Here is a 21,169-nt window from a genome sequence, read left to right as displayed (position 1 = left end):
CTCCACTTTTATTATACCTTAATAAAAGTGTTGCACTGGAGATTGCAATTAAGCATGTGGAACAAAATCGTTCCACATTTTTCTTTTTTGCTACACAAGAATATATAAGTAGTAGTATTTTAATGTAATGATTAATTTATAAGGAGAATAAGATGAATAAAATTACTAAATCACTTATGTCAATTGCTGCTGCAACAACAATTATTGCCCCTATAGCTACTGTAGTTGCATGTAATAACAATGTATCATCATCTGACAAAGAAAAAATTGCTCAATTAGAAGCACAAATTAAACAACTAAATGCAGAAAAAGCCACTACAGAAGCTGCTAACGCAGATGCTATAGCTAAATTAAAGAATCAATTTAATACAGTATCATTAGCTTCTTCAAATGCTTGAAACAGTATTTCAGCTGAAAAACAAGCTATGGGTATGCAAACATACGCATCTGCCGCTAGATTATTCGATAAAATGATTACACAACCTAATGTGGATCTAACAAAAGTTAATACAACTGGTGAAACAGTTACTGTTACTGCTACAGAAGAAGGAAAATTTATTCCTGTTGTATTTATGGATTTAGATGAAACAGTTTTGAATAACTTCGCTTTCCAAAACTATTTAGTTAAAAATAACACTTTCTTCTCACCAGCATTATGAGGAAACTTTGTAAACCAAGCTAATGCTAAAGAAGTAGCAGGTGCTATTAACTTTATTAAACATGTTTGATCTAAAGGTGGAGTTGTTATGTTTAACTCAAACAGAGATCAACAAGGACAACTTGAACCATCTAAGAAAAACTTAACAGACCTTGGATTAGATGCTAAATTTATGCCTCAATGAATCTGGTGAATGCAAGGAACAGATGAGAAAAGTAATCCTAAAGACTTTAACCAAGAAAACAATAACATTAAAGTTTCTAAAGAACAAAGAATGCACTGAATTAACAACAATAAATTAAATATCAATGGTGTTCAAGCACAATTTAAAGTTGTTATGCGTGTTGGTGATGATATTTCTGACTTCAACGATAACTTCAGTAAAAAACCAAATATCACTAACGCAGAAGTTATTGCAGCATTAAAAGACTCATCAAATAACTACGGAAAATTATTCGGTAACGATAGTTTAGATGTTAAATCTGTATACTATAATCCTGAAACTAAAAGCTGAGAAACAGAAAACTTTGCCGCAAGTTATGTATTAATCCCAGGAAACACATCTTACGGAAGCTGAATAAAACAAGCTATTGGATCATCTTCATTTAACTTTAATAAAATTGTTGATTTATTGGATCAACAAGGTTGAGTATTCCAACCTACACCAGATACTCCTGCACAAAAATAGATTTGTTTACATTAAAAGCACAGTGTTATGCTGTGTTTTTTATTTTGAAAAATAAAAAAGCCTAGGACATAGGCTTATTCATTATTTTCGTCTGCTGAAGCTATTGTGTAAAGGGAATCATTTATTCAAACAATATCACCTACTTTGATTTTAGAACTTCTCCCCTTTGGAGCTTCACCATTTATTTTTATATCATTATTTAAGATAAATATTTTTGCTTGACCACCTGTATCAATTTCATCTATCTTTTTAAGGAATTGAGATAGCTTAATTGAACCACCTTTGATTTTAATAGTCATTATTTATTATAGAACTTTCTCATAGGTGTAATTAATTGAATGTGGTTAGGATCGTTTTCTGAGATAAATAAGATTTTATCTTCATTCTGAGAAACAAAAATATTTAACATTCCAGAATCAAGTGCTGATACAGCATCCTTAACATATGTATAGTTAAAGTCTATTTCAACACCTTTTCCTTCTACGATTTCTAATTTATTTGATACTGCATTAGCTGTTCCTATTTCAGGTACTTCGTAAATGATTTTTAAATCATGATCTTCGAAGTAAAATTCCATCTTCTTATCTTTTTCCGTTTGATAGAATAAGGCTTTATTTAGAGTTTTAAGTAACTCTTCACGTTCGATTTTGAAGTTTCTTGTGTATTGAACTTGGAATAATGAAGAAACATCCATATATTGTGTTTTATTAATTGAAGTTCATATTACTGTATTTTCGTATGCAACACCAATTTTATTAGCATTGAAGAATAAATCAACTTTTTCAGGAGCATCTTTTGTAATAAGTTTTTTAAGGTTTCTAGCATCAATTGTTAAATCGATTTTTACAGGTTTTTCTAATTTAATAATTTCTGTAGATAATCTATATGAATCAGTAGCTAAAAATCTTAATTGTTCATTGTTGTTTGAAGAGATATTAATACATTTATATATTAATGAATTTAATCTATCATTAGAAGCACTAGTTGATGTAGAAACATCATTGATAACTTTTTCAAATGTATATGAATTAATAGAAACTTTATTTTCTAAATCTTCAAAATCTATTTGAGGATAAACTCCTGCATTTAATTTTGTTAAAGTAAATATTGTAGAGCCTTCATATATATCTATTAAATTTTCTTTTGCATCAAATGTAATTTCTTTATCAAACTTTTTAATAATGTTTTTAAGTAAGCTTGCTGATAAATAGAAATTACCTGATCTTTCAACTGTTATTTCATTATTGTCAACTGGTAAAATTTTTCTAGCTGCTAAAGTAGAAGAAGCGCCAATTAATGTTAAATTATCTGTATCTATATTTATGTAAATACATCTAAATGGGATAAATGTATCATTACTATCTATATATGTAGAAAGGAATTCTACTAACTGATCAATTTTAGGTTTAGAAATTGTGAATTTCATAAAACCTCCTTTATATAAATAATATATCTTGTGGATATGTGGATAACTTTAAAAAGTATGTTTTTAAGCTAAAATATCTATAAAAATTTAACTTTTTACTACATTTTAGCTCATAGCATAACTTGTGAATATCTTGTTAATTAATTTTATAAATTTGATTTTTTAGTTCTTGAATTGTACGTTTTAGCGACTCATCATCAGTATCTTTAAATTTACGTAAAGCATTTAAAACTGTTGAATGATCCTTTTTAAAGACTTTTCCAAGCTCTGTAGATGAATAATCAAGCTGAATTGAAATCATATACATTGCTATGTGACGTGCAACTACTATTTCAGCTTTTCTTGAGTTCGATAAAATGTCTTTAGTAGGTATTTTATAGTACTTAGAAACAGCTTTTATAATAATATCTGGTGTTATGTTTTCTTGTTGTTGAATTACATCTTCAAAAATATTTGTAATTGTCTTATAAATATATTCTTGAGGTGTGTTTAGTATATCTTGTTTGTAATGTGAAATACGTTTTACAGCCCCTAAAAGAGTTCTTATTGATGCTGTATGATTACGTATAATGAACTCTTTAGCTTCTTCAGAGATTAAATCGTTACTTAATTCAATATCTTCTAGGAAGAAATCAAGTAATTTTGATAAATCATCTATATCGGGTTGTTTAATTTTAGTTATAAAACCTGATTGAAAACGTGTTATAAGGCGATTATCAAACATATTTGAGATTTGACTTATATCTTTATCACTACAGAAGACTGTAATTTTATTTCTTTCCATTCTTCCATCTAGAATTTGGAAAATAAAGTCTTTTGTAGATTTTTTATTTCCTTCTCCAAACAGTTGAAAATCATCAAAAAGCACTAAATCATAGTTATCAACTAAACTTTTATGTATATTTAGTAGTTTTTTCTGATCGTTTTCTTTTAAAAGACTTGTTAAAGAATTTGTGAAGGTGTTCGGGTTTACCAAGTAAACTTTTTTACCTTTTTCAACAAAACTATTCTCTAAAGCTTTTAATAGGTGTGTTTTTCCTAATCCAGAATTACCAGAAATAAATAAAACATTAAATGCATAGTCACCATCTGCTATAGCCTTACAAATATTAAGTGCTTCTTTATTAAATTTACTTTCAACATAATTATCAAATGTATATTGAGAATTAGGTTTACTTGATTTTTTAACTAAAGTATCAGCCTTCTTAATAACTTTTTCAGCATTTTTGCTTGCTTCTAAATAATCTTTATCAATTACTTTAAAGGCAACACCTTCACCAAAGACTTCATTAACAGCTTTAACAAATGTATCGTTATAATATTTTTTAAAGTTATGCAAATCTGGATAAACTTTAGGAAAAAATATGATAACTTCATTATTTTCAAATGACATTATTCTTAAATTTTTAAAGAATGTTCTAAAAAGCATATTATCTTGAATTTCGTTTTTCATATACTCGACAAAAACATCGTTTAAAACGTTAAGTTTAACTGTATCATTATCAATTTCTTCGTTTTTTTCTAATATATTCATAACTCAATTTTATAAGTTTTTAAATACTATGTTAATAAATATATTTTTTAAGTAATAACACACACTTTTTCCACAATATTTTCCACAACTTTTAATACATAAAAATAGGGATTTTTGTATTTTTCCACAATATTTAAAAATAATTTTATTAACTTGTGAATAAAAATGAGTTATCCACATAAATAAAAGTGGATAAAGTTGTGGAAAACTATTGTGCATAATAGGTACTTATTTACATTTTTTAGTGATATAAAAAAATAAAAACTTTATAATATAAATAATTATGGCAGAATCAGTATTTAGAGGAAAATTTGCAAAAATTTTAAGTGGCTCAAAAGATGAAAATTGAGCATTTTTATTATTCAGATCGGATAGTTCAAATATGACCTATCCTGTTTATTGTAGAGGTAATGTTCCTGATCTATTTACTGAGTATGAAATAACAGTTACTGAAAGTCCGAAAAATAGAAATTCATTTATTTTAAAAGCATATGTTCCTGTTTTAGAAGAAAGAGAAGTTAATTGAGAAGATTATATTTCTAAAAATGTACCTAATATCGGAAAAATGTCTGCTAAAAAGATAATTGATGCATTCGGGCAGAATTTATTCAAACTAATTGATGAAGTTAATGAAAATGAAGAAAAATTATTAAGTGTTATGACTAATAAACAACTTAATTCATTAGTTAAATACTATGGTGAAAATGAACTAAGAATCAAAGCACTAATGGGTGTTTCTGATGAGGCACATAACAATATACAATTCTTCTACTCAAGAAACATGTCTGATCTTTTAGAAGTGCTTAAAAAATATCATAAAAACGAAGATATGGATTTTGTTGATTATTATAAAAACCAAAACCCATATTTATTGTATTTAAACAAGGTATATCCTTCACTTCCTGTGATAGATGAGTTTGCTATAGAAATTGGTTGAGATTTAGCTTCTATTAATCGTTTTGAGGCTTATTTAGACGATATCATAGAGCAACTTGAAAATGATAATTCAACATTGATATCTTACGAATATATCGTGGATCAATTAAGATTTATTTTTGATTATGATATTAATAGAATTTATGAATATATAGAATATCTTGCTGCACATAATAAGTTAGTGAAGTCTTTTGATCAAAATCATAATGTTTATTTATCTAGAAAACAGACTGTAGATAAAGAAAAATTTATTGCTTCAAAACTAAAATATCTTGCAGGTAGAGCTAATGGTATAAATTTAGTACCTAAAAGCGAATATGAATTAGTGCAACTATCACAAAATCAAAAACAAGGTTACTATAATTTTATTAATTCAAATGTTTCGATTATTTCAGGTGGCCCTGGGACTGGAAAAACATTTATTATTAAACATATATTTGATACTTTAGAAAAAAGTCAATTAACTTTAGATGTAGATTATGCTATTTTAGCTCCTACTGGTAGGGCTGCAACTAATATTACATCTAAAATCAATAGTAGAGTTAGAACGATTCATAGTTTTCTAAGAATCGCAAATACATCAGAAGATATTTCACCCGATCACTTAGAAACTCTTAAAGATATGAAAGTAATAGTTATTGATGAGTTTTCAATGGTTGATATAAATCTTTTTGATAAGTTGTTAAATGCTTGTCCATCGCTTGAAAAAATTATTTTAATCGGGGATGTAGACCAATTACCACCTATAGGCCCAGGAGACTTATTAAGAGAAATTATTAAATCTAATAAGTTTTCAGTAACTTTCTTAGACGAATTCTTCAGAAGTGATTCAGTATCAATTTGAAAACACTTCACTGAAATTAAAAATAATGGTATTCCTGAGTTCAAAAAGAATGAAGTAGACTTATACCAAGCTTCAGACGAAGATGTTAATGAAAAGGTTGTAGAAATATACAAAAAACAAGTTGCTAAACACGGACTTGAAAACGTTATATTACTATGTCCTACATATAAAGGTGATTATGGATTATTTGAAATTAATAGATTAATTCAAGATGAAATCAATCCAGATAATGAAGTATTTTTATCTTATAAACGTAATGGTAGAGTAGTTAATTTTAGAGTTGGTGATAAAGTTATACAACTTGAAAACAGACTTGATGAAGACATCTGCAACGGAGATATAGGATATATTGACCATATCGAATATAGTGTTGGTAAAAGCAAGAAAAAAGAAATTTCTCACATCTATGTTACATTTAAGCGTGCTAATAATTGAAAAACTACAATCAAGTACACTAAAGGTGAATTTAATGAACAAATAAGCCTTGCATATGGTACTACAATTCACAAATTCCAAGGTAGTGAGCTAGATGTAATCATCTTTTTAGTGCACCCTTCTCACAAGAGAATGTTAAGCAAAAAACTCTTATATACTGCAACATCACGTGCAATGCAAAATTTAATAATAATTACAAATAATCAAACAAATTATGGTGAAGTTATTTTAAAAAGCAATATCTATGAAAAACCTATATTAACTCATTTTGCTTATTTTATAAAAGGAGACTAGTATGAAATTAATTGTTGGATTAGGAAACCCAGGTGAACAATATAAATTTACTCGTCACAATGCTGGATTTTTAACTATTGATAAGATTTGTAAAAAATTACAAATTGAACTAAATAAAAGTAAATTCAATGGTGTTTATGCTAAAGTGGATGATTTAATTATTGCTAAACCATTAACATACATGAACGATTCTGGTTCATTTGTGGCTTCAATTTGTAATTTTTTCAAAATTTCACCAGATGATGTAATGGTAATTCATGACGAAAAAGACTATCCTCTAGGTAAAAGCACAATTAAAGTAGGTGGTTCAGGCGGATCACATAATGGTGTTATTAGTATCATTCAACAACTAGGAAGTCAAGACTTCAAACGTTTAAAAATAGGTATTACAACACCTCATCAATCAGCTCTCCGTGACTTTGTTCTAGGAAGATTCACTCAAGAACAAATGGAAGTTTTAGAACCAATTCTTGATAATGCTGCTAATGCTGCAATATCATTTGCATTTAATGATATATACACATTAATGAACAAGTACAATGCTAAAAAATAAGTTTCATAAAAAAGATTTAAATAATAAATATTTATTAGCAGTCAGTGGTGGTTCAGACAGTATGTTCCTACTAGATAGATATAAAAATGAAAATATAGTAGTAGCCCATCTTAATTATCATCAAAGAGATGATAGTAACATAGAAACAGATATAGTTAAAAACTTTTGTGCTAGACACAAGATAAAATTATTTGTTTTAGAGCTTTCTAAAGAAGATTATACAAGTGGAAATTTTGAAGATTGAGCTAGAGAACAAAGATATCAATTTTTCAAGAAGATCTATGATCAAGAAAATTGCAATTATTTATTAATAGCCCACAACAAGGACGATTTCTTTGAAAGTGCAATGATGACTAAGGCATCTAAACGTAGAAAAGATTTTTATGGGATTAAAAAATATAATGTTATCTATGGTATGAATGTTTATCGTCCATATGTAAACAAATATTGAAAAGACTATATTGCTCATAAATGCATTTTTGAAAGAATACCTTTTCACATTGATTCTTCAAATTTAACTCAAGAATACACTAGAAACAAAATAAGAATGACATATCGTAATCACCAAGTATTAAAGATAATGTGATTTTGATATTTCCAATTAAAAAACAAAAAACTACACATTAAACAAATTAGAATAAACAAAGCTTATAAAAAATGAAACAAATCAAACTTCTCACAAGATGTTTTTGCAAGATTAACCAATAAAAATGAATTAGCTTATAAATTTATCAATGAAAACTATTTTAATGTGAATTTGACTACAGGCAAGATAAATTCGATTGTTTCTTTCATCATATCTAAGAATAGAACATCAACTTATAAGCTTGATAATGACGATTATCTTGTTAAAGAAAAAGGTCTATTAATATTGCCTAAATCTAAATAATATTAGCAAGTAAATAATTCATTTGCTAATATTATTTTTTTAATAAAAAGTATATAATTATTAAATATATTTAAACAGAAAGGAAATTATGGACTCAAACAAGAAAAAATGATGACGTGCAGCCATAACAACTCTTGTTGTTTTACTTGCTATAGGTCTTATGATTTATTTAATCGTAAACAAAGTTAATGCTGCTACTTCATGATCTACATCAACATTCTTTGAAAATCTTGAAAAAGCTAATAAAGAGTCTGATCAATATTTCAAAGAAATTGTGTTTAATCCATACCAAAACTCCATTAATGGTATTTATGTAAATGGTAATGTCGTTACTAAATTTACAACAGGTGGTGGTGCTGGATTAATTAATGACTTGCTAGGAAATGGGAAATTATCTGCTACTTTAAATACAGCAGCTAAATCATGAACAGTAATGCAAGCACCTACACCAGGCTTCTTTGCTACATATATTCTTCCATTCTTACCAACTTTAATCTTCATTATTTTAATGGTTATTATTTTTAGATACCAAATGAAAATGATGAATGGCCAAGGTTCTGGAATGTTTGGTGATAAAAGTCCTGCTCAAATAATTAAATCAGATAAGAGATTCTCTGATGTTGCAGGAAATAAGGAACCTATTGAAGAAATTAGTGAAATAGTAGATTACTTAAAGAATCCTAAAAAATACGAACTTTCAGGAGCTAGAATGCCTCGTGGTATCTTACTTGGAGGTCCTCCTGGAACAGGAAAAACATTACTTGCTAAAGCAACAGCCGGAGAAGCTGATGTTCCATTCTTCTTCGTATCTGCCTCAAACTTCGTTGAATTATTCGTTGGAATGGGGGCTAAAAGAGTTAGACAAGTAATTGCAGAAGCTAGAAAAAATGCTCCAGCCATTGTGTTTATCGATGAGTTAGATGCTATCGGTAGAACTCGTGGAAGTGGTATTGGTGGAGGTCACGATGAACGTGAACAAACACTTAACCAACTTCTAGTTGAAATGGATGGTATTAAGGAAAATTCAGGATTACTATTTATTGCTGCAACTAACCGTACAGACGTACTTGATCCTGCTTTAACAAGACCTGGTCGTTTTGATAGAGTTATTACAGTTGGGTTACCTGATGTTAAAGAACGTGAAGAAATTTTAAAACTACATGCTAAAGGTAAACGTTTCTCAAGCGATATTACATTTGATAATGTAGCTAGAAGAACACCTGGGTTCTCAGGAGCTCAACTTGAAAACGTTATTAATGAATCTGTGTTACTTTCTATTCGTGAAAATACTGGAGTTATAACAAGAGATCAAATCGATGAAGCGATCGATAGAGTTATGGCTGGACCAGCTAAGAAATCAAGAACAATAACACGTGAAGAATTAACTATGGTTGCTTACCACGAAGCAGGACATGCTGTTGTGGGAATTAAAGTGCCTGGAGGAAATAAAGTTCAAAAGATTACTATTATTCCTCGTGGTCAAGCAGGTGGATATAACTTAATGATGCCTGAAAATGAAAAATACAACTACACCAAAGAAGAATTACTCGCTTCTATCGCAAGCTTTATGGGTGGTAGAGCAGCTGAAGAAATTATTTATGGTGAAGATAAAATTTCAACAGGTGCTTCAGATGATATTGCTAAAGCAACAACAATCGCTCGTAGAATGGTAACTGAATTTGGTATGTCTGATTTAGGACCTATTAAATATCAAGAAGAAGAAGGTTCACCATTCTTAGGAAAAGCATTAGCAACTTCATCTTCATTATCAAACCAAATTAGCCATGAAATTGACTTAGAAATCAGAAAAATAATGCTTGAAGCAAAAAGATTAGCTACACAAGTTATTAAAGACAATCCTAAGTTACTTGAACTTATTAAGACTTTATTATTAGAAAAAGAAACTATTGTTGCTGAAGAAATTGATTACATCGCAACTCATTTAGAATTACCACCTAAAAAAGAAGAAACTAAAGTGGAAAATAGTGAACCTTTAGATTTAGATGAATTAATCAAGATGACTTCAGAACCTAGTGAATCTAAAGTCGAAGAACACAGTGAGCAAGCTGTAGAAGTACAAGAAAATGGTATTGAATTAAGAGAAAAAGAAATTTCACAAGCTAGAGATCAAGCAAACATAGACAAGAGAAATGAAGAAATAGAACAAGCTCGTGCCGAAAGCGAAAAATAAGATTAAGAAAGATTGTGAAAATTAGTAACAATCTTTTTTAATAGGAGAAATTATGGAAGAAATTATTTTAAAAGCAAATGATGGATATGAATTATTATTACATCTATTTGAAGTAGAAAATCCTAAAGGATATGTTCAAATTATTCACGGTATGGAAGAACACCAAGATAGATATAACTACTTTGCTAAATGTTTAAATGAAGCTGGATACACTGTTCTAACAAGTGATATGAGGGGTCATGGTAAAAAAGCCCCTGTGCTAGGGTTCTTTGCTGAAAAAGATGGACATAAAGTTCTTTTAGAGGACTATAAATTAATCAATAAATATTACAGAGAAAGATTTAATCAAGATCAAGTTATTATCTTTGGTCACTCAATGGGTTCGATTATTCTTCGTAATCTAATGCAAACTGAATCTAAACATTATCAAAAAGTTATTTTATGTGGATATCCAAAATATTTCAGTGGAACTCCAATCGCTATAGGAGTTGCACATGTATGGCAAGCATTTAGAGGTCCTGAAACTTATTCACCTTTTATTAATTCTTTAGCAATAGGTGCATTTAATCGTAAGATCAAACATCCTAGAACAAGAGTTGATTGAATTTCACACAATCAAAGCAATGTGGATGAATATTTAGCAGATGATTTATGTGGATTTGGATTTAAAATTGCTGCTTTTAAAGATTTATTTCATTTATCAAACAACCTAAAGAAAATTAATAAATATCAAGAAGTTAATAATATTCCTGTCTTAATGGTTCGTGGTTCAGGAGATCCATGTACTGGATATACAAAAGGTGCAAAACAATCTAGAACTTATTTAGAAAAAGCAGGATTTAAAAAGATTAAATACATTGATTATCCTAACTGCAGACATGAATTATTAAACGAAGAAATCAAGGATCATGTTATAGAAGATATCATTAATTTCTTAGATAATTAGTGCATTTTTGGCCTAATAAAAAACATGTAAAAAATTACTTAAAAAAGTAAATTTAGAGATAAAACAGAAACAAAAACTTAATTGAAAATGCAATAAGTTCATGTTCTAAATTTGTAAAAATAACCTTTTATACCTATTGTGTAGGCTAAAAGGTTATTTTTTATTATTTTTAGTTCATTTTAGGAGGGGTGGTTCGCGAAGTGGCTATATCATAAAAAAATGGCTATAATTTAATATATTAAATTATAGGCAAGAAAGAATGGAGAGATATGAAGAATCTTTTTAAAGAAGTTTTTAGGTCTTTATTTAGAAATAAAGCTACTGTAGCAGGACTGACTATCTTGGTGTTTTTAACATCAGGAATTTTCACATTGCTTCATGATACTGCTCAATCAATGAAATTACAATATAACAAAATCAAAGAAAAATCAGTTTCACATGATTTAACAATCGATTTAAACTTATCAACAAATGCTAAAGCATACAATGATGGGTACTTAATTAATGGACTTGCACAAGCTGATGCTTTACCTGATGCATATAACAAACCAATTCTATATGTTGAAGATGGTTACAAAAAAGTATTGGATATTATCGATCTTCGTAAAGTTGAAGAAGATTTTGTTCCAATTAAAGATTTCATTGATGATCCAAAATACGTTGATTCATACATCAAGAAGAGTGATTTTATTAAGATGTATAACCAACTTAAGAGTGATGATGTAAATACAAGTTTATTAAGACTTGATTATTCAAAACCTCAAAAAACTTTCTCTCTTGCTTCAAATTATTCTGTAGACCTATTTGCTAAAAATTTAGATGGTACATATACTAATGCACAAAAAGAAGTAAAACTTACTGCAGATAGTCAATTACATTTTGATAAAGAATACAAAATGAGTGATATCGCTTATATTTCTCAATCTTCTGAAGGCATTATTCTTTCTCAAGTTTCAACAATGTTTATCAATGTTTTAACTAAAGAAATTACTTTTGATCTTATTAAAGGTCAAAATTGAAAGAAAACTGCTCCTGTAATAGAAGTGCAACCAGAAAAATTTGCAGATAAATTAGGATTTGCTTCATACAATAATCAAAAATTAGTTTTCATTTTAGATAATAACTTACAACCTACAATTATTCCTTCCTTAGCTAATAGAACAATTGCTGAAATCATGGAAGAAAAGCTAAATCGTAATGTAGCTTATGAGGCTATCTTTGGAAAAGATAGTCAATATGAGACTACTTTAGAAAAAGAATTTTTCCAGTTCCAAACTGGAAAAACATACAATGTTCCTTTAAAATGAGCAGCTCGTCAAGAAAGATTAACATACTACCAAAGAAAAGTATATGAATCAACTTACATCAAATATAAGGACAAATGAGAAGGTGCTTATATTGCTTTTATGGAACGTTTAATTAGTGATAATCCATTACAAAATAATACTATTCCAGCTATGTTTAAGGAGTTTTCATACTGATCTAAGAATATTTCAAACTACATTTATAAATATAACGAAGATGGAAACTTATCTGATGAAGCTGAATTAGTCGCAGTTCAAGAACCAATTGTTTCAAAAGAAGAAATTTTAAAAACTCAATTAAATCTAGCTCCTATTGAAGAACAATATGGTGTTAAAACTGTAGATGCCGAAAAATTTGCCTACATTAAGACTTTAATTGAAAATACATACATTCTTGCAAATGACTTTATTAATAAGAATGCCACAGTAACTAAATATCAAGATTTAATCACAAAACTTAAAGCAATTCTTAAGAAATATGAAGATAAATTAAAGGCTTTAGATAATCCTGGATTTGAGGAATACAAAGAACAATTCTTCGCGTTATCAAATGAATTAAAAGAAGCTTTAAAAGATAATGAAGGTGCCTTCAAAATTCCTGAATTTGATACACACAGTGGTACACAAATTCCTAACTATGAATCTTATAGATATGAAAGTCCTAGAACAATAGCTTTCATCGAAGGAATTAATAAAGAAGACCTTACTGAAAATGCTTATAAAAGAATTATTAACAAAAACATCTTAAACGAAACAATTAATGAAATTAAAACAGGTGCTTTATTAATTGTTAAGCAAAACATCTATAACAAAGTTAAAGAAGAAGTTGGGGCTAATAACATAGGTATTAAGCAACAACTTACAATTGACTCATTTGATGAAAAAACTCAAGAAAAGAATGTTTTCCAATTAATTAATGTTGGAAATAACGAAGAAATGATTAATGGTATTAAGAATAGCATTAATAAATTAATCAACGAAAAAGATAATCCTACAGGATTAAATTCAATGGCTTTAGAAATTGATAATTTCTTCAGAACTAAACAACTTGATTACTATGTTTCTTCAGAAATTGTAGTTAGATCATCTTTTAACTATACACCTGCACCTGAGTACATTAAGTCAGATTATTCATACGATACTTTTGTTAAATATAACTACAATGTAGCTAATAATCCATCAAGCAGAATAAATGGTAAGAAGATTTATAAATTAGCTCACTATGTTAAAGATGCAACAGATCAAATGCCTGATTCAGAATTTAATAAATTTGCTGATTTAGGTATAACAACAAATGGTTTAGAAGGTTTCTATATTGTTAAACCTTACTATGATGAAAATCATAAAATTAAATACTGATACAACATTCCGATATCATTTAATAATGATAACAACAACACTAGTGCAGAAATTGTCGAAAAACACAAAAATGGGTTAATTAATAATGCTGATGTATATCCGTTCTTAAAAACAAATAATTTAATTCTTAAGGCTACTTTAAACCCTAAAGGCTGAGTTGAAAAGAGTTCAGAGTTCAATAACGTAGTTTACGTACCATTTGGATTCAGAGCGCCATTAGCTGAAATTATGAACGAAGCTATTAACCAAAAAACAATGAGCAAGGCTGTAGAAAACATTCAAAAAGCTTTACTTGATATGGATATAGTTAAAAAAGGATTCATAAGCAAAGATACCATTTATGCCTTCACAGAAGCCGTAGAATATACATTTGCTAAGAATGACTTTGCCGGAGTGTTTGCTTCAGGTCAAATTAACTTAAACATTATTCCTAAATTAGTTATTGATGCACTTTGAAAACTATCACACAACATTAATGGTGATTATGTATCAAAACTACTTACAGGTATTTTTGAAAAAGCTAGATCATTAGTTGTGCAACAACCTACAATTGAAGCTCAACAAGAATACTTAATCAACGAAATGAAGGCTTTATATAACTTCCTAGATCTTTTAGGAATGAACTCACTTCAAAGAACTATTTCGCCAGAAGCTTTAGTTCATGTTACAAAAGATCCAGTTAAGCTAATCGATAGTCTTATTAAGATTGTTAAATCAATTGACTATGTTAACTATACAGATAGCATTATTAAGTTCTTAAACGATGAATACAATAAAATTCAAGAAGAAACTGTGGCAGATCCTGAAACAGGAGAACCTAGAGTTATTAAGAGACAACGTAAGCTATCAACACACCAAATGATTATCTGATTACTTAAATCAGTTGATTCAGAAGCATTTAAAGGTGCTATTAAAGAAATTTTAAGTAATGTAAACTTAGAATTTATTAAAGATAGCGAAGATAAAAACAGCCCTCTATACTACATCATTAGAAATATGTCACCACTTGTTGGCACAATTATTCAAAAATTAAATGCATACCCTAATTCAGAATACAAATATAAAAATGTATTAGATGGTATTACATATATTATTGATGCATTTGATATTACAGAATTTTCTAATACACTTGAATCTAAGCTTAAACTTGAAAAATTCAACTTCAGTGCTTGAGTTTACAACTTTATGCTAGGTAAAAACGTATTAAACCATAATTTCTATTTAGCAGACTCATTATCAAATATTGATTATATTTATGCAGCTCTTAAAGCGATATTTGCAATCCCTGGTTCAAACAGAAGCTTTAAAGATGAATTAATTAAAGCTTTAAACCTTTCTTCTAAGGGAACAAATATAAAAATTACAGGTGATAGATACTTAACAATTCCTGCGCCTGATCCAGATAAATTAAGTTACTTTGACTTATTAAATGCTTTAGGTGGGGCACCAGCAAATTCTGATAATGTTGTTGCTACTTCAACAGAAACTTCTACAAACCAAAACGAAGAAAACAGCAATGTCACAGTTAAAGAAGTAGCATTTAACAGACATGGATTTGCAAGTATCTCGCAATTTATTAATAAGGTTATTTATGCATTAAATAACGACATTATTAAAAATGTTGACTTTAGAAAACTAAGTGATAACGACAAGAAATTTGCTTATGATATTTTAGGAATCAGCAATGAAAATCCAATCATTAGCAAAGAAAAAGCACTTGAAAAATTAGTAAGCCTACAAAATGCATTTAAATTATTAATGCAAAACTCAATTAACCCTGCTCTAGGGGAAAATTCTTCAATTGCTGATGTTATTACTTGATATCAAAATGTTGCACCAATTAAACCTAACCCAACATATCAATTATTAAGGGATATTTTAGGTAAGTTCTTAAAACCTAATAATGTTAATGATGATAAATATAGTGCAATGAGAAATGGATATATCCTATACAAATTCTGATTATCTATATTTACTAATGGATCAAACCAACAAAAGCCATATGAAAGCGTTTTAGCTTTTGCTAACAACTTACTTGATTTAGCAAATAATGAAGAAGTATTAAAAGAATTTAATAGTTTTGAATTATTCCAACCATCAGCTAATAACATTATTGGTTATGAAACAACTGGATTTGGAATTACTCGTTCAATGGCTAATATATTTGCAATGAAGAATCACTTCTTTGCTACAGATGAAAATGGAGAATACAAAAATCCTATATTAGCTGAATTTGTAAAACAAAATTCAGACTTTAAATCATTTATTAAAGCAAACGAAATCAATATTACTAAAGTATTTGCATATATTGGTTCATCACACTTATATGTAAAAGTAACAGAAAATCCTACATCACAGGCTCCAACAGTATCGGAGGATGATAGGCATTTTACAACATATAAATATGACAATGCAGACTCAAATGCAATTTACACTATAATAAATTCAGTATTTGGAAACCCAGACTTCATTAAGAATGCTAAATACTTAATGTACTTAATTGATACAAACTACAATAAGTTCCCATCTCTTATTGCTTTAGGTGTTCCAGATTTCATTTTCTCAAATATCTTAATTATGAATCACCCTGAATTTTTAGTGTGATACTTAACAGATACAAACTCAGTAGGTGAATTAGCTAAGAATAATGCTAATATCGCTTACCTAGTGGCTAATAAGTTATTAAACTATGAAGACTTAATAGCTCAAAACCCAGATTATATTTATCAATTAATTCAAGCATCAATTCAAACTTATGTGCCTAACCCAGTGTTTGAAAAGGACAATGCAGTTTCATTAGCTTTAGATAACGATATCTTATACTACTGACTTGAAAAGACTAAAGAAACAACTGCTTACAACCCATTTGAAGTTAACTTAATTGATACTTTAATTAAGACACTTGATTCTATTACAGGGGTTAATAAGTTAACAAATGTGCTTAAATACGATCAAGTTGGTTCATATATAGCTAAAGTTAACTATGCTTGATTACAAAGAAATAATAAGAAGATTTACAGTGGTGTGCTACCTAAAGATCCTACACAAATGGTTGCTTTAGTTGCTACACTACCAGAAGATTACAAAATTAGTATTAATGGTTCTGAATACATTATTATTGGAGATGATTTAACCTACGATAATATTTATCCAGTGCTAGACGAAAACAACTTACAACTTAACCCTAAATCTCAAGCTATTGTTTATGTAAACTCTCAAGGATTTGATAGACTTAAACAAGCTTACAGAGGAAATGTTGTTAAGGAATACTTACTTGTTAAAAATTCAACTAATAAGTCTAATGTACAGTTAAAAAATGAATTAGACAAAATGATTAAGCAAGAAACAATTAACAAGGATGATTTCCAACGTGTATTCTTAGATGATGAACTTGATATGCTTAACCCTGAAAGAAGCATTAGAATTACAGCTATGAAGGGAATTGTGCGTTCAGTTGATTATTCATCTAAAGTTCTACTTTCAATTCTTGTTACTTTAGTTGCTATCTCAATTATCTTTATTATTAAACGTTACATTTCAAACAAAAACAAAGTTATAGGTATTCTTGTTGCTCAAGGTTACACACCACTTGAAATTTCGATTTCAATGACTGTGTTTGCCTTCTTCACAATCTTTATTGGAGATATTTTAGGATACTTAACTGGATTCTTACTTCAAGGAGTTGGAATTAAGATACTTGATAACTACTGAACGGTACCGATAGAAACACTAACATTCTCTTGAGTATCCTTATTAATCAACATAGTAGTACCTTTAATTGCTATGTCAGTTCTAATTATTATCGTTTCACTACGTTCATTAAGATTCAAATCAATTGACCTTATGAGTGGAATTGTAGAAGTTGCTACAGGTGAAACATACAAAAAATATGCTAAAGCATTTAAGAAAGCTAATGTTAAAGGTAAGTTCTCAGCATCCTTAATTTACAACAGCTTCTGAAAACTTTCATCATTTGGTATTAGTATTATTCTTACATCGCTAACTACTTTATTTGGATTTGCAACATTTGGTGTGTTTGAGGATTCAATTAACAAGACATATCAAAACAGAAATTACAACTATAGATTCGACTTGTACTCACCTACATTAGAAGGTGGACCAATTAATCCTTATGAAACAAGCAAACTTGAAAATAACCTTTATGTACCTGTAGGAAACATTTCAGAGTTAGATCAATACCAATCAGACTACTTTAAACCAGGTAAATCTAATGCTGTAAATATTGGTGGTAAGAATGGTAATCCAAATGAGTTTGATGGACACGTTCTATCCCAATTCTCAGTTAACTTAATTATCGATAGTGCTGTTAAAGTTGACCCATGAGAATCAGTTTATAATTCATTACCTGACTCACAAAAATCACGTATTATCAAAGTTAGAAATAAAGTAGGAAAAGCACTTCAACAAACACAAGAAGGTATTGTGTATGATAAAGATGGTGCTGTAGATGCAAATAAAACATCTATTTCGGGACTTAAAGGATTCTTTGAATACATTCCTGATAAAGAAAGCCCAATGAATGGTAAGTTCTACTACAATGAGCTAAACGATTCACGTACTGGTTACGATATGAAAGTAATCAATACATCTAACTATAGAGATCAGTATAGAGAGTTCCTTGTTAAAGGATATAAACAAATTTCTCTAAATAACGATGCTTTAATTAAACGTGATCCTAGAGCTGAAACAATTAATGATTTCTTCATCTCATTTGGTGGACTATACTTCAACCCATCATTTGATGAAGTTTATACCTATGTAGATGCTACATTCACATCAATTAAGGGTAGAGAAATTAAAGAAAAATCAAACAACAATAATGTTAGATTCTATGGTTACTCACCAGATTCTAAAGAAGTAAAAATCATAGGAGCTAATGGAGAAGATCTTCTTAAGAAGATTAACGACCAATACAGACAAAAACCAGATGATGAAAAAATACCTCTTATTATTAACGAGGTTGTTGCTCAATCATACGGATTAGGTTACGGTCAAACTGTAGAAATTTCTGCAAACAATACTGTTGATCGTTATCAAACAGTATTGAATAAAGAAATAGGATTACCTGAAGGTGAAAGCCTTAAGGATAAAACATATAAATTTGTAGTTGTAGGAATTAACCCTTCATACATTAACAATGAATTTATTATTCCTAAAGAAGCTGCAGATCAAATTATTGGATTAGATAGATTAACATACAATCCTGAATACAATAATGGCGCTAGATTTAATGGGGTACTTTCAAATAACCCATTACCTATGCAAATTCTTAACTCAGCATCCCTATACTCAATTAGTGGTTACTGAGCAAGTATAGATACATTAGATACTGAAAGATTAACTGCTAAATCAATTGGTGAGTTATTCGATGGGTTATTTGGTTCAATGGCTACTGTAGATAACTCTAAATCTAATGGAGCTATGAGAAACATCGGATACAGTGATGTAGATATAGCTAAATTCTTCAACCCATCATATAGTGGAAGTGAAGATATCAATGCCTTAAGAGAAAGCTATAATATAGCTAAAGCTGATGCAACTAAATACATTCAAAAATTTGCAAAAATCTTTGAAGATAAACTTTATGTACCTTCAGCTGCCTCAATTGACTCTAAGGATATTGAAGTTAACTACACAATGACAATTGCTAAAACAGTGCAAATTGTTGTAACAATCATTTCTATCCTTACATTCATTGTTTCAATTGTTATCTTAATCATCATTTCAACTATCTTAATTAACGAAAACGAAAAGAATATTGCTATTTGAGCAGTGCTTGGATACAATGAAAAAGAAAAACTCAAGATATTCTTTGGAATCTACATTCCATTTATCATAATTTCAATTTTAATTGCTTTACCTATTGCTTACGGATTAATTTCAATCTTCAGTTCATTCTTAACGAATGCAGCTAAAATAGCGATACCACTTGCAATTACTGCATCTAATGCATTCTTAACAATTGGAGTTATCTTATTTGTATTTATCTTAACTGCTTCACTAGCATGAATAGCACTTAACAAAATCAAAGCGATTGATTTATTGAAAGGAAAATAATGTATTACGAAAACGAAGAAAAAGAAAAATCAGAAAAACACACAACACCTGAATCAGGAAATATCACACAAGAAAACACAACTGAAGCTGTACTTGAAGAAGAAGTGGTTTTAACTAAAAAAACTGCAGATGTTAAAATTACAGTTAAAAATGTTTTCGAAGTCTTAGATGCTGATGGTGGTGCTAATAAAATTACTGTAGATAGATCAATTGCTAAAAAACTAAGAAAAGCTGCTAACAAAAAAAGAGCTTCAGACGATCATAAAGGACTCAAAAACACTGAAGGAAACATTATTGATGTTAGAGATGTATCAAAATACTATCTAGCTGGAAATAACGTTACCCGTGTGCTTAAGAACATTTCTTTAGGCATTAAAAAAGGTGAATTTGTTATGATCTTTGGTAAATCTGGTGGTGGTAAATCAACACTTTTAAACCTTATTTCAGGGCTTGATCGTCCATCACGTGGTGACGTTATTGTCTGCGACAATAACTTACCTTACATGAGTGATACACAATTAACTTTATTTAGACGTAAACACGTAAGCTTTATCTTCCAAAACTATAACTTACTTCAAAACCTTAACGGATATGATAATGTTGAAACTGGGGCTTACTTACAAACAGATAAAGAAAAGAAACTAGATATTGATAAGCTATTTGAAGAGTTTGATGTTGTAGATATCAAAAACAAATTCCCTTCTCAAATGTCTGGGGGACAACAACAACGTGTTTCAATCCTTAGAGCTCTAGCAAAAAATGCTGAAATCATTTTTGCCGATGAACCTACTGGAGCGCTTGATGAAGCTACAACTGAAATTGTTCTTTCATACCTATATGATATTAATAAAAAGTATGGAACAACAATTGTTATGGTTACCCACAACCCTTTAGTTGAACCTATTGCTGATAGAATTTTCTATGTTAAAAAAGGTAGAATTTCAAAAATTAAGAAAAATGAAAAAACAGTCCATCCTAAAGAATTGAACTGAGCCGAATAATACGGAGCTAGCTACGCGCTAGCTTTTTTCATT

General features: G+C 29.1%; 11 protein-coding genes. 8 read left to right on the top strand and 3 right to left on the bottom strand.

Annotation, left to right across the window (positions count from 1 at the left end; translation table 4 throughout):
• Nucleotides 1-152: 152 nt before the first annotated feature.
• Nucleotides 153-1,346 (top strand): HAD family acid phosphatase, encoded by a 1,194-nt coding sequence (locus ACX1M8_RS02560; protein ID WP_458836730.1) that lies wholly within the window; start codon nt 153-155, stop codon nt 1,344-1,346.
• 74 nt (nt 1,347-1,420) lie between these two features.
• On the opposite strand, the gene ACX1M8_RS02555 is transcribed toward ACX1M8_RS02560, so the two are convergent.
• The 3 genes from ACX1M8_RS02555 to ACX1M8_RS02545 all read right to left on the bottom strand — a co-directional run bounded on the left by ACX1M8_RS02555 (nt 1,421) and on the right by ACX1M8_RS02545 (nt 4,306).
• Nucleotides 1,421-1,645, bottom strand: coding sequence for an RNA-binding S4 domain-containing protein (locus ACX1M8_RS02555; RefSeq protein WP_458835964.1), 225 nt, complete (start codon nt 1,643-1,645; stop codon nt 1,421-1,423).
• Nucleotides 1,645-2,772 (bottom strand): DNA polymerase III subunit beta, encoded by a 1,128-nt coding sequence (locus ACX1M8_RS02550; RefSeq protein WP_458836729.1) that lies wholly within the window; start codon nt 2,770-2,772, stop codon nt 1,645-1,647. The genes ACX1M8_RS02555 and ACX1M8_RS02550 overlap by 1 nt, the downstream gene beginning before the upstream one ends.
• Nucleotides 2,773-2,908: 136 nt before the next feature.
• On the bottom strand, nt 2,909-4,306 hold the full coding sequence (locus tag ACX1M8_RS02545; protein WP_458616437.1) for a DnaA ATPase domain-containing protein: 1,398 nt from the start codon (nt 4,304-4,306) through the stop codon (nt 2,909-2,911).
• Nucleotides 4,307-4,589: 283 nt separating this feature from the next.
• On the opposite strand from ACX1M8_RS02545, the gene ACX1M8_RS02540 reads away from it, so the two are divergent.
• From ACX1M8_RS02540 to ACX1M8_RS02510, 7 genes are all read left to right on the top strand, one after another.
• Nucleotides 4,590-6,815, top strand: coding sequence for an ATP-dependent DNA helicase (locus ACX1M8_RS02540; RefSeq protein ID WP_458836728.1), 2,226 nt, complete (start codon nt 4,590-4,592; stop codon nt 6,813-6,815).
• 1 nt (nt 6,816) lies between these two features.
• Entirely contained in the window at nt 6,817-7,368 is a 552-nt protein-coding gene (pth, locus tag ACX1M8_RS02535) for an aminoacyl-tRNA hydrolase (protein ID WP_458836727.1), read from the top strand.
• Nucleotides 7,355-8,257 (top strand): tRNA lysidine(34) synthetase TilS, encoded by a 903-nt coding sequence (gene tilS, locus ACX1M8_RS02530; protein WP_458836726.1) that lies wholly within the window; start codon nt 7,355-7,357, stop codon nt 8,255-8,257. Before pth ends, tilS begins: the two co-directional genes overlap by 14 nt.
• A gap of 88 nt (nt 8,258-8,345) precedes the next feature.
• On the top strand, nt 8,346-10,448 hold the full coding sequence (gene ftsH / locus ACX1M8_RS02525) for an ATP-dependent zinc metalloprotease FtsH (RefSeq protein WP_458836725.1): 2,103 nt from the start codon (nt 8,346-8,348) through the stop codon (nt 10,446-10,448).
• A gap of 52 nt (nt 10,449-10,500) precedes the next feature.
• Nucleotides 10,501-11,394: an alpha/beta fold hydrolase gene (locus ACX1M8_RS02520; RefSeq protein WP_458836724.1), complete on the top strand. Its 894-nt coding sequence runs from the start codon at nt 10,501-10,503 to the stop codon at nt 11,392-11,394.
• A gap of 269 nt (nt 11,395-11,663) precedes the next feature.
• Nucleotides 11,664-20,135, top strand: coding sequence for an ABC transporter permease (locus tag ACX1M8_RS02515; RefSeq protein WP_458836723.1), 8,472 nt, complete (start codon nt 11,664-11,666; stop codon nt 20,133-20,135).
• Nucleotides 20,135-21,136, top strand: a complete 1,002-nt coding sequence (locus ACX1M8_RS02510) for an ABC transporter ATP-binding protein (RefSeq protein ID WP_458835957.1) — start codon at nt 20,135-20,137, stop codon at nt 21,134-21,136. Before ACX1M8_RS02515 ends, ACX1M8_RS02510 begins: the two co-directional genes overlap by 1 nt.
• The last annotated feature ends 33 nt before the right edge of the window (nt 21,137-21,169 follow it).

Source organism: Mycoplasma tracheobuteonis, from assembly GCF_054456995.1.
The sequence above is the reverse complement of the archived record's forward strand: the minus strand, read 5'-3'. Positions and strand labels throughout refer to the sequence as shown.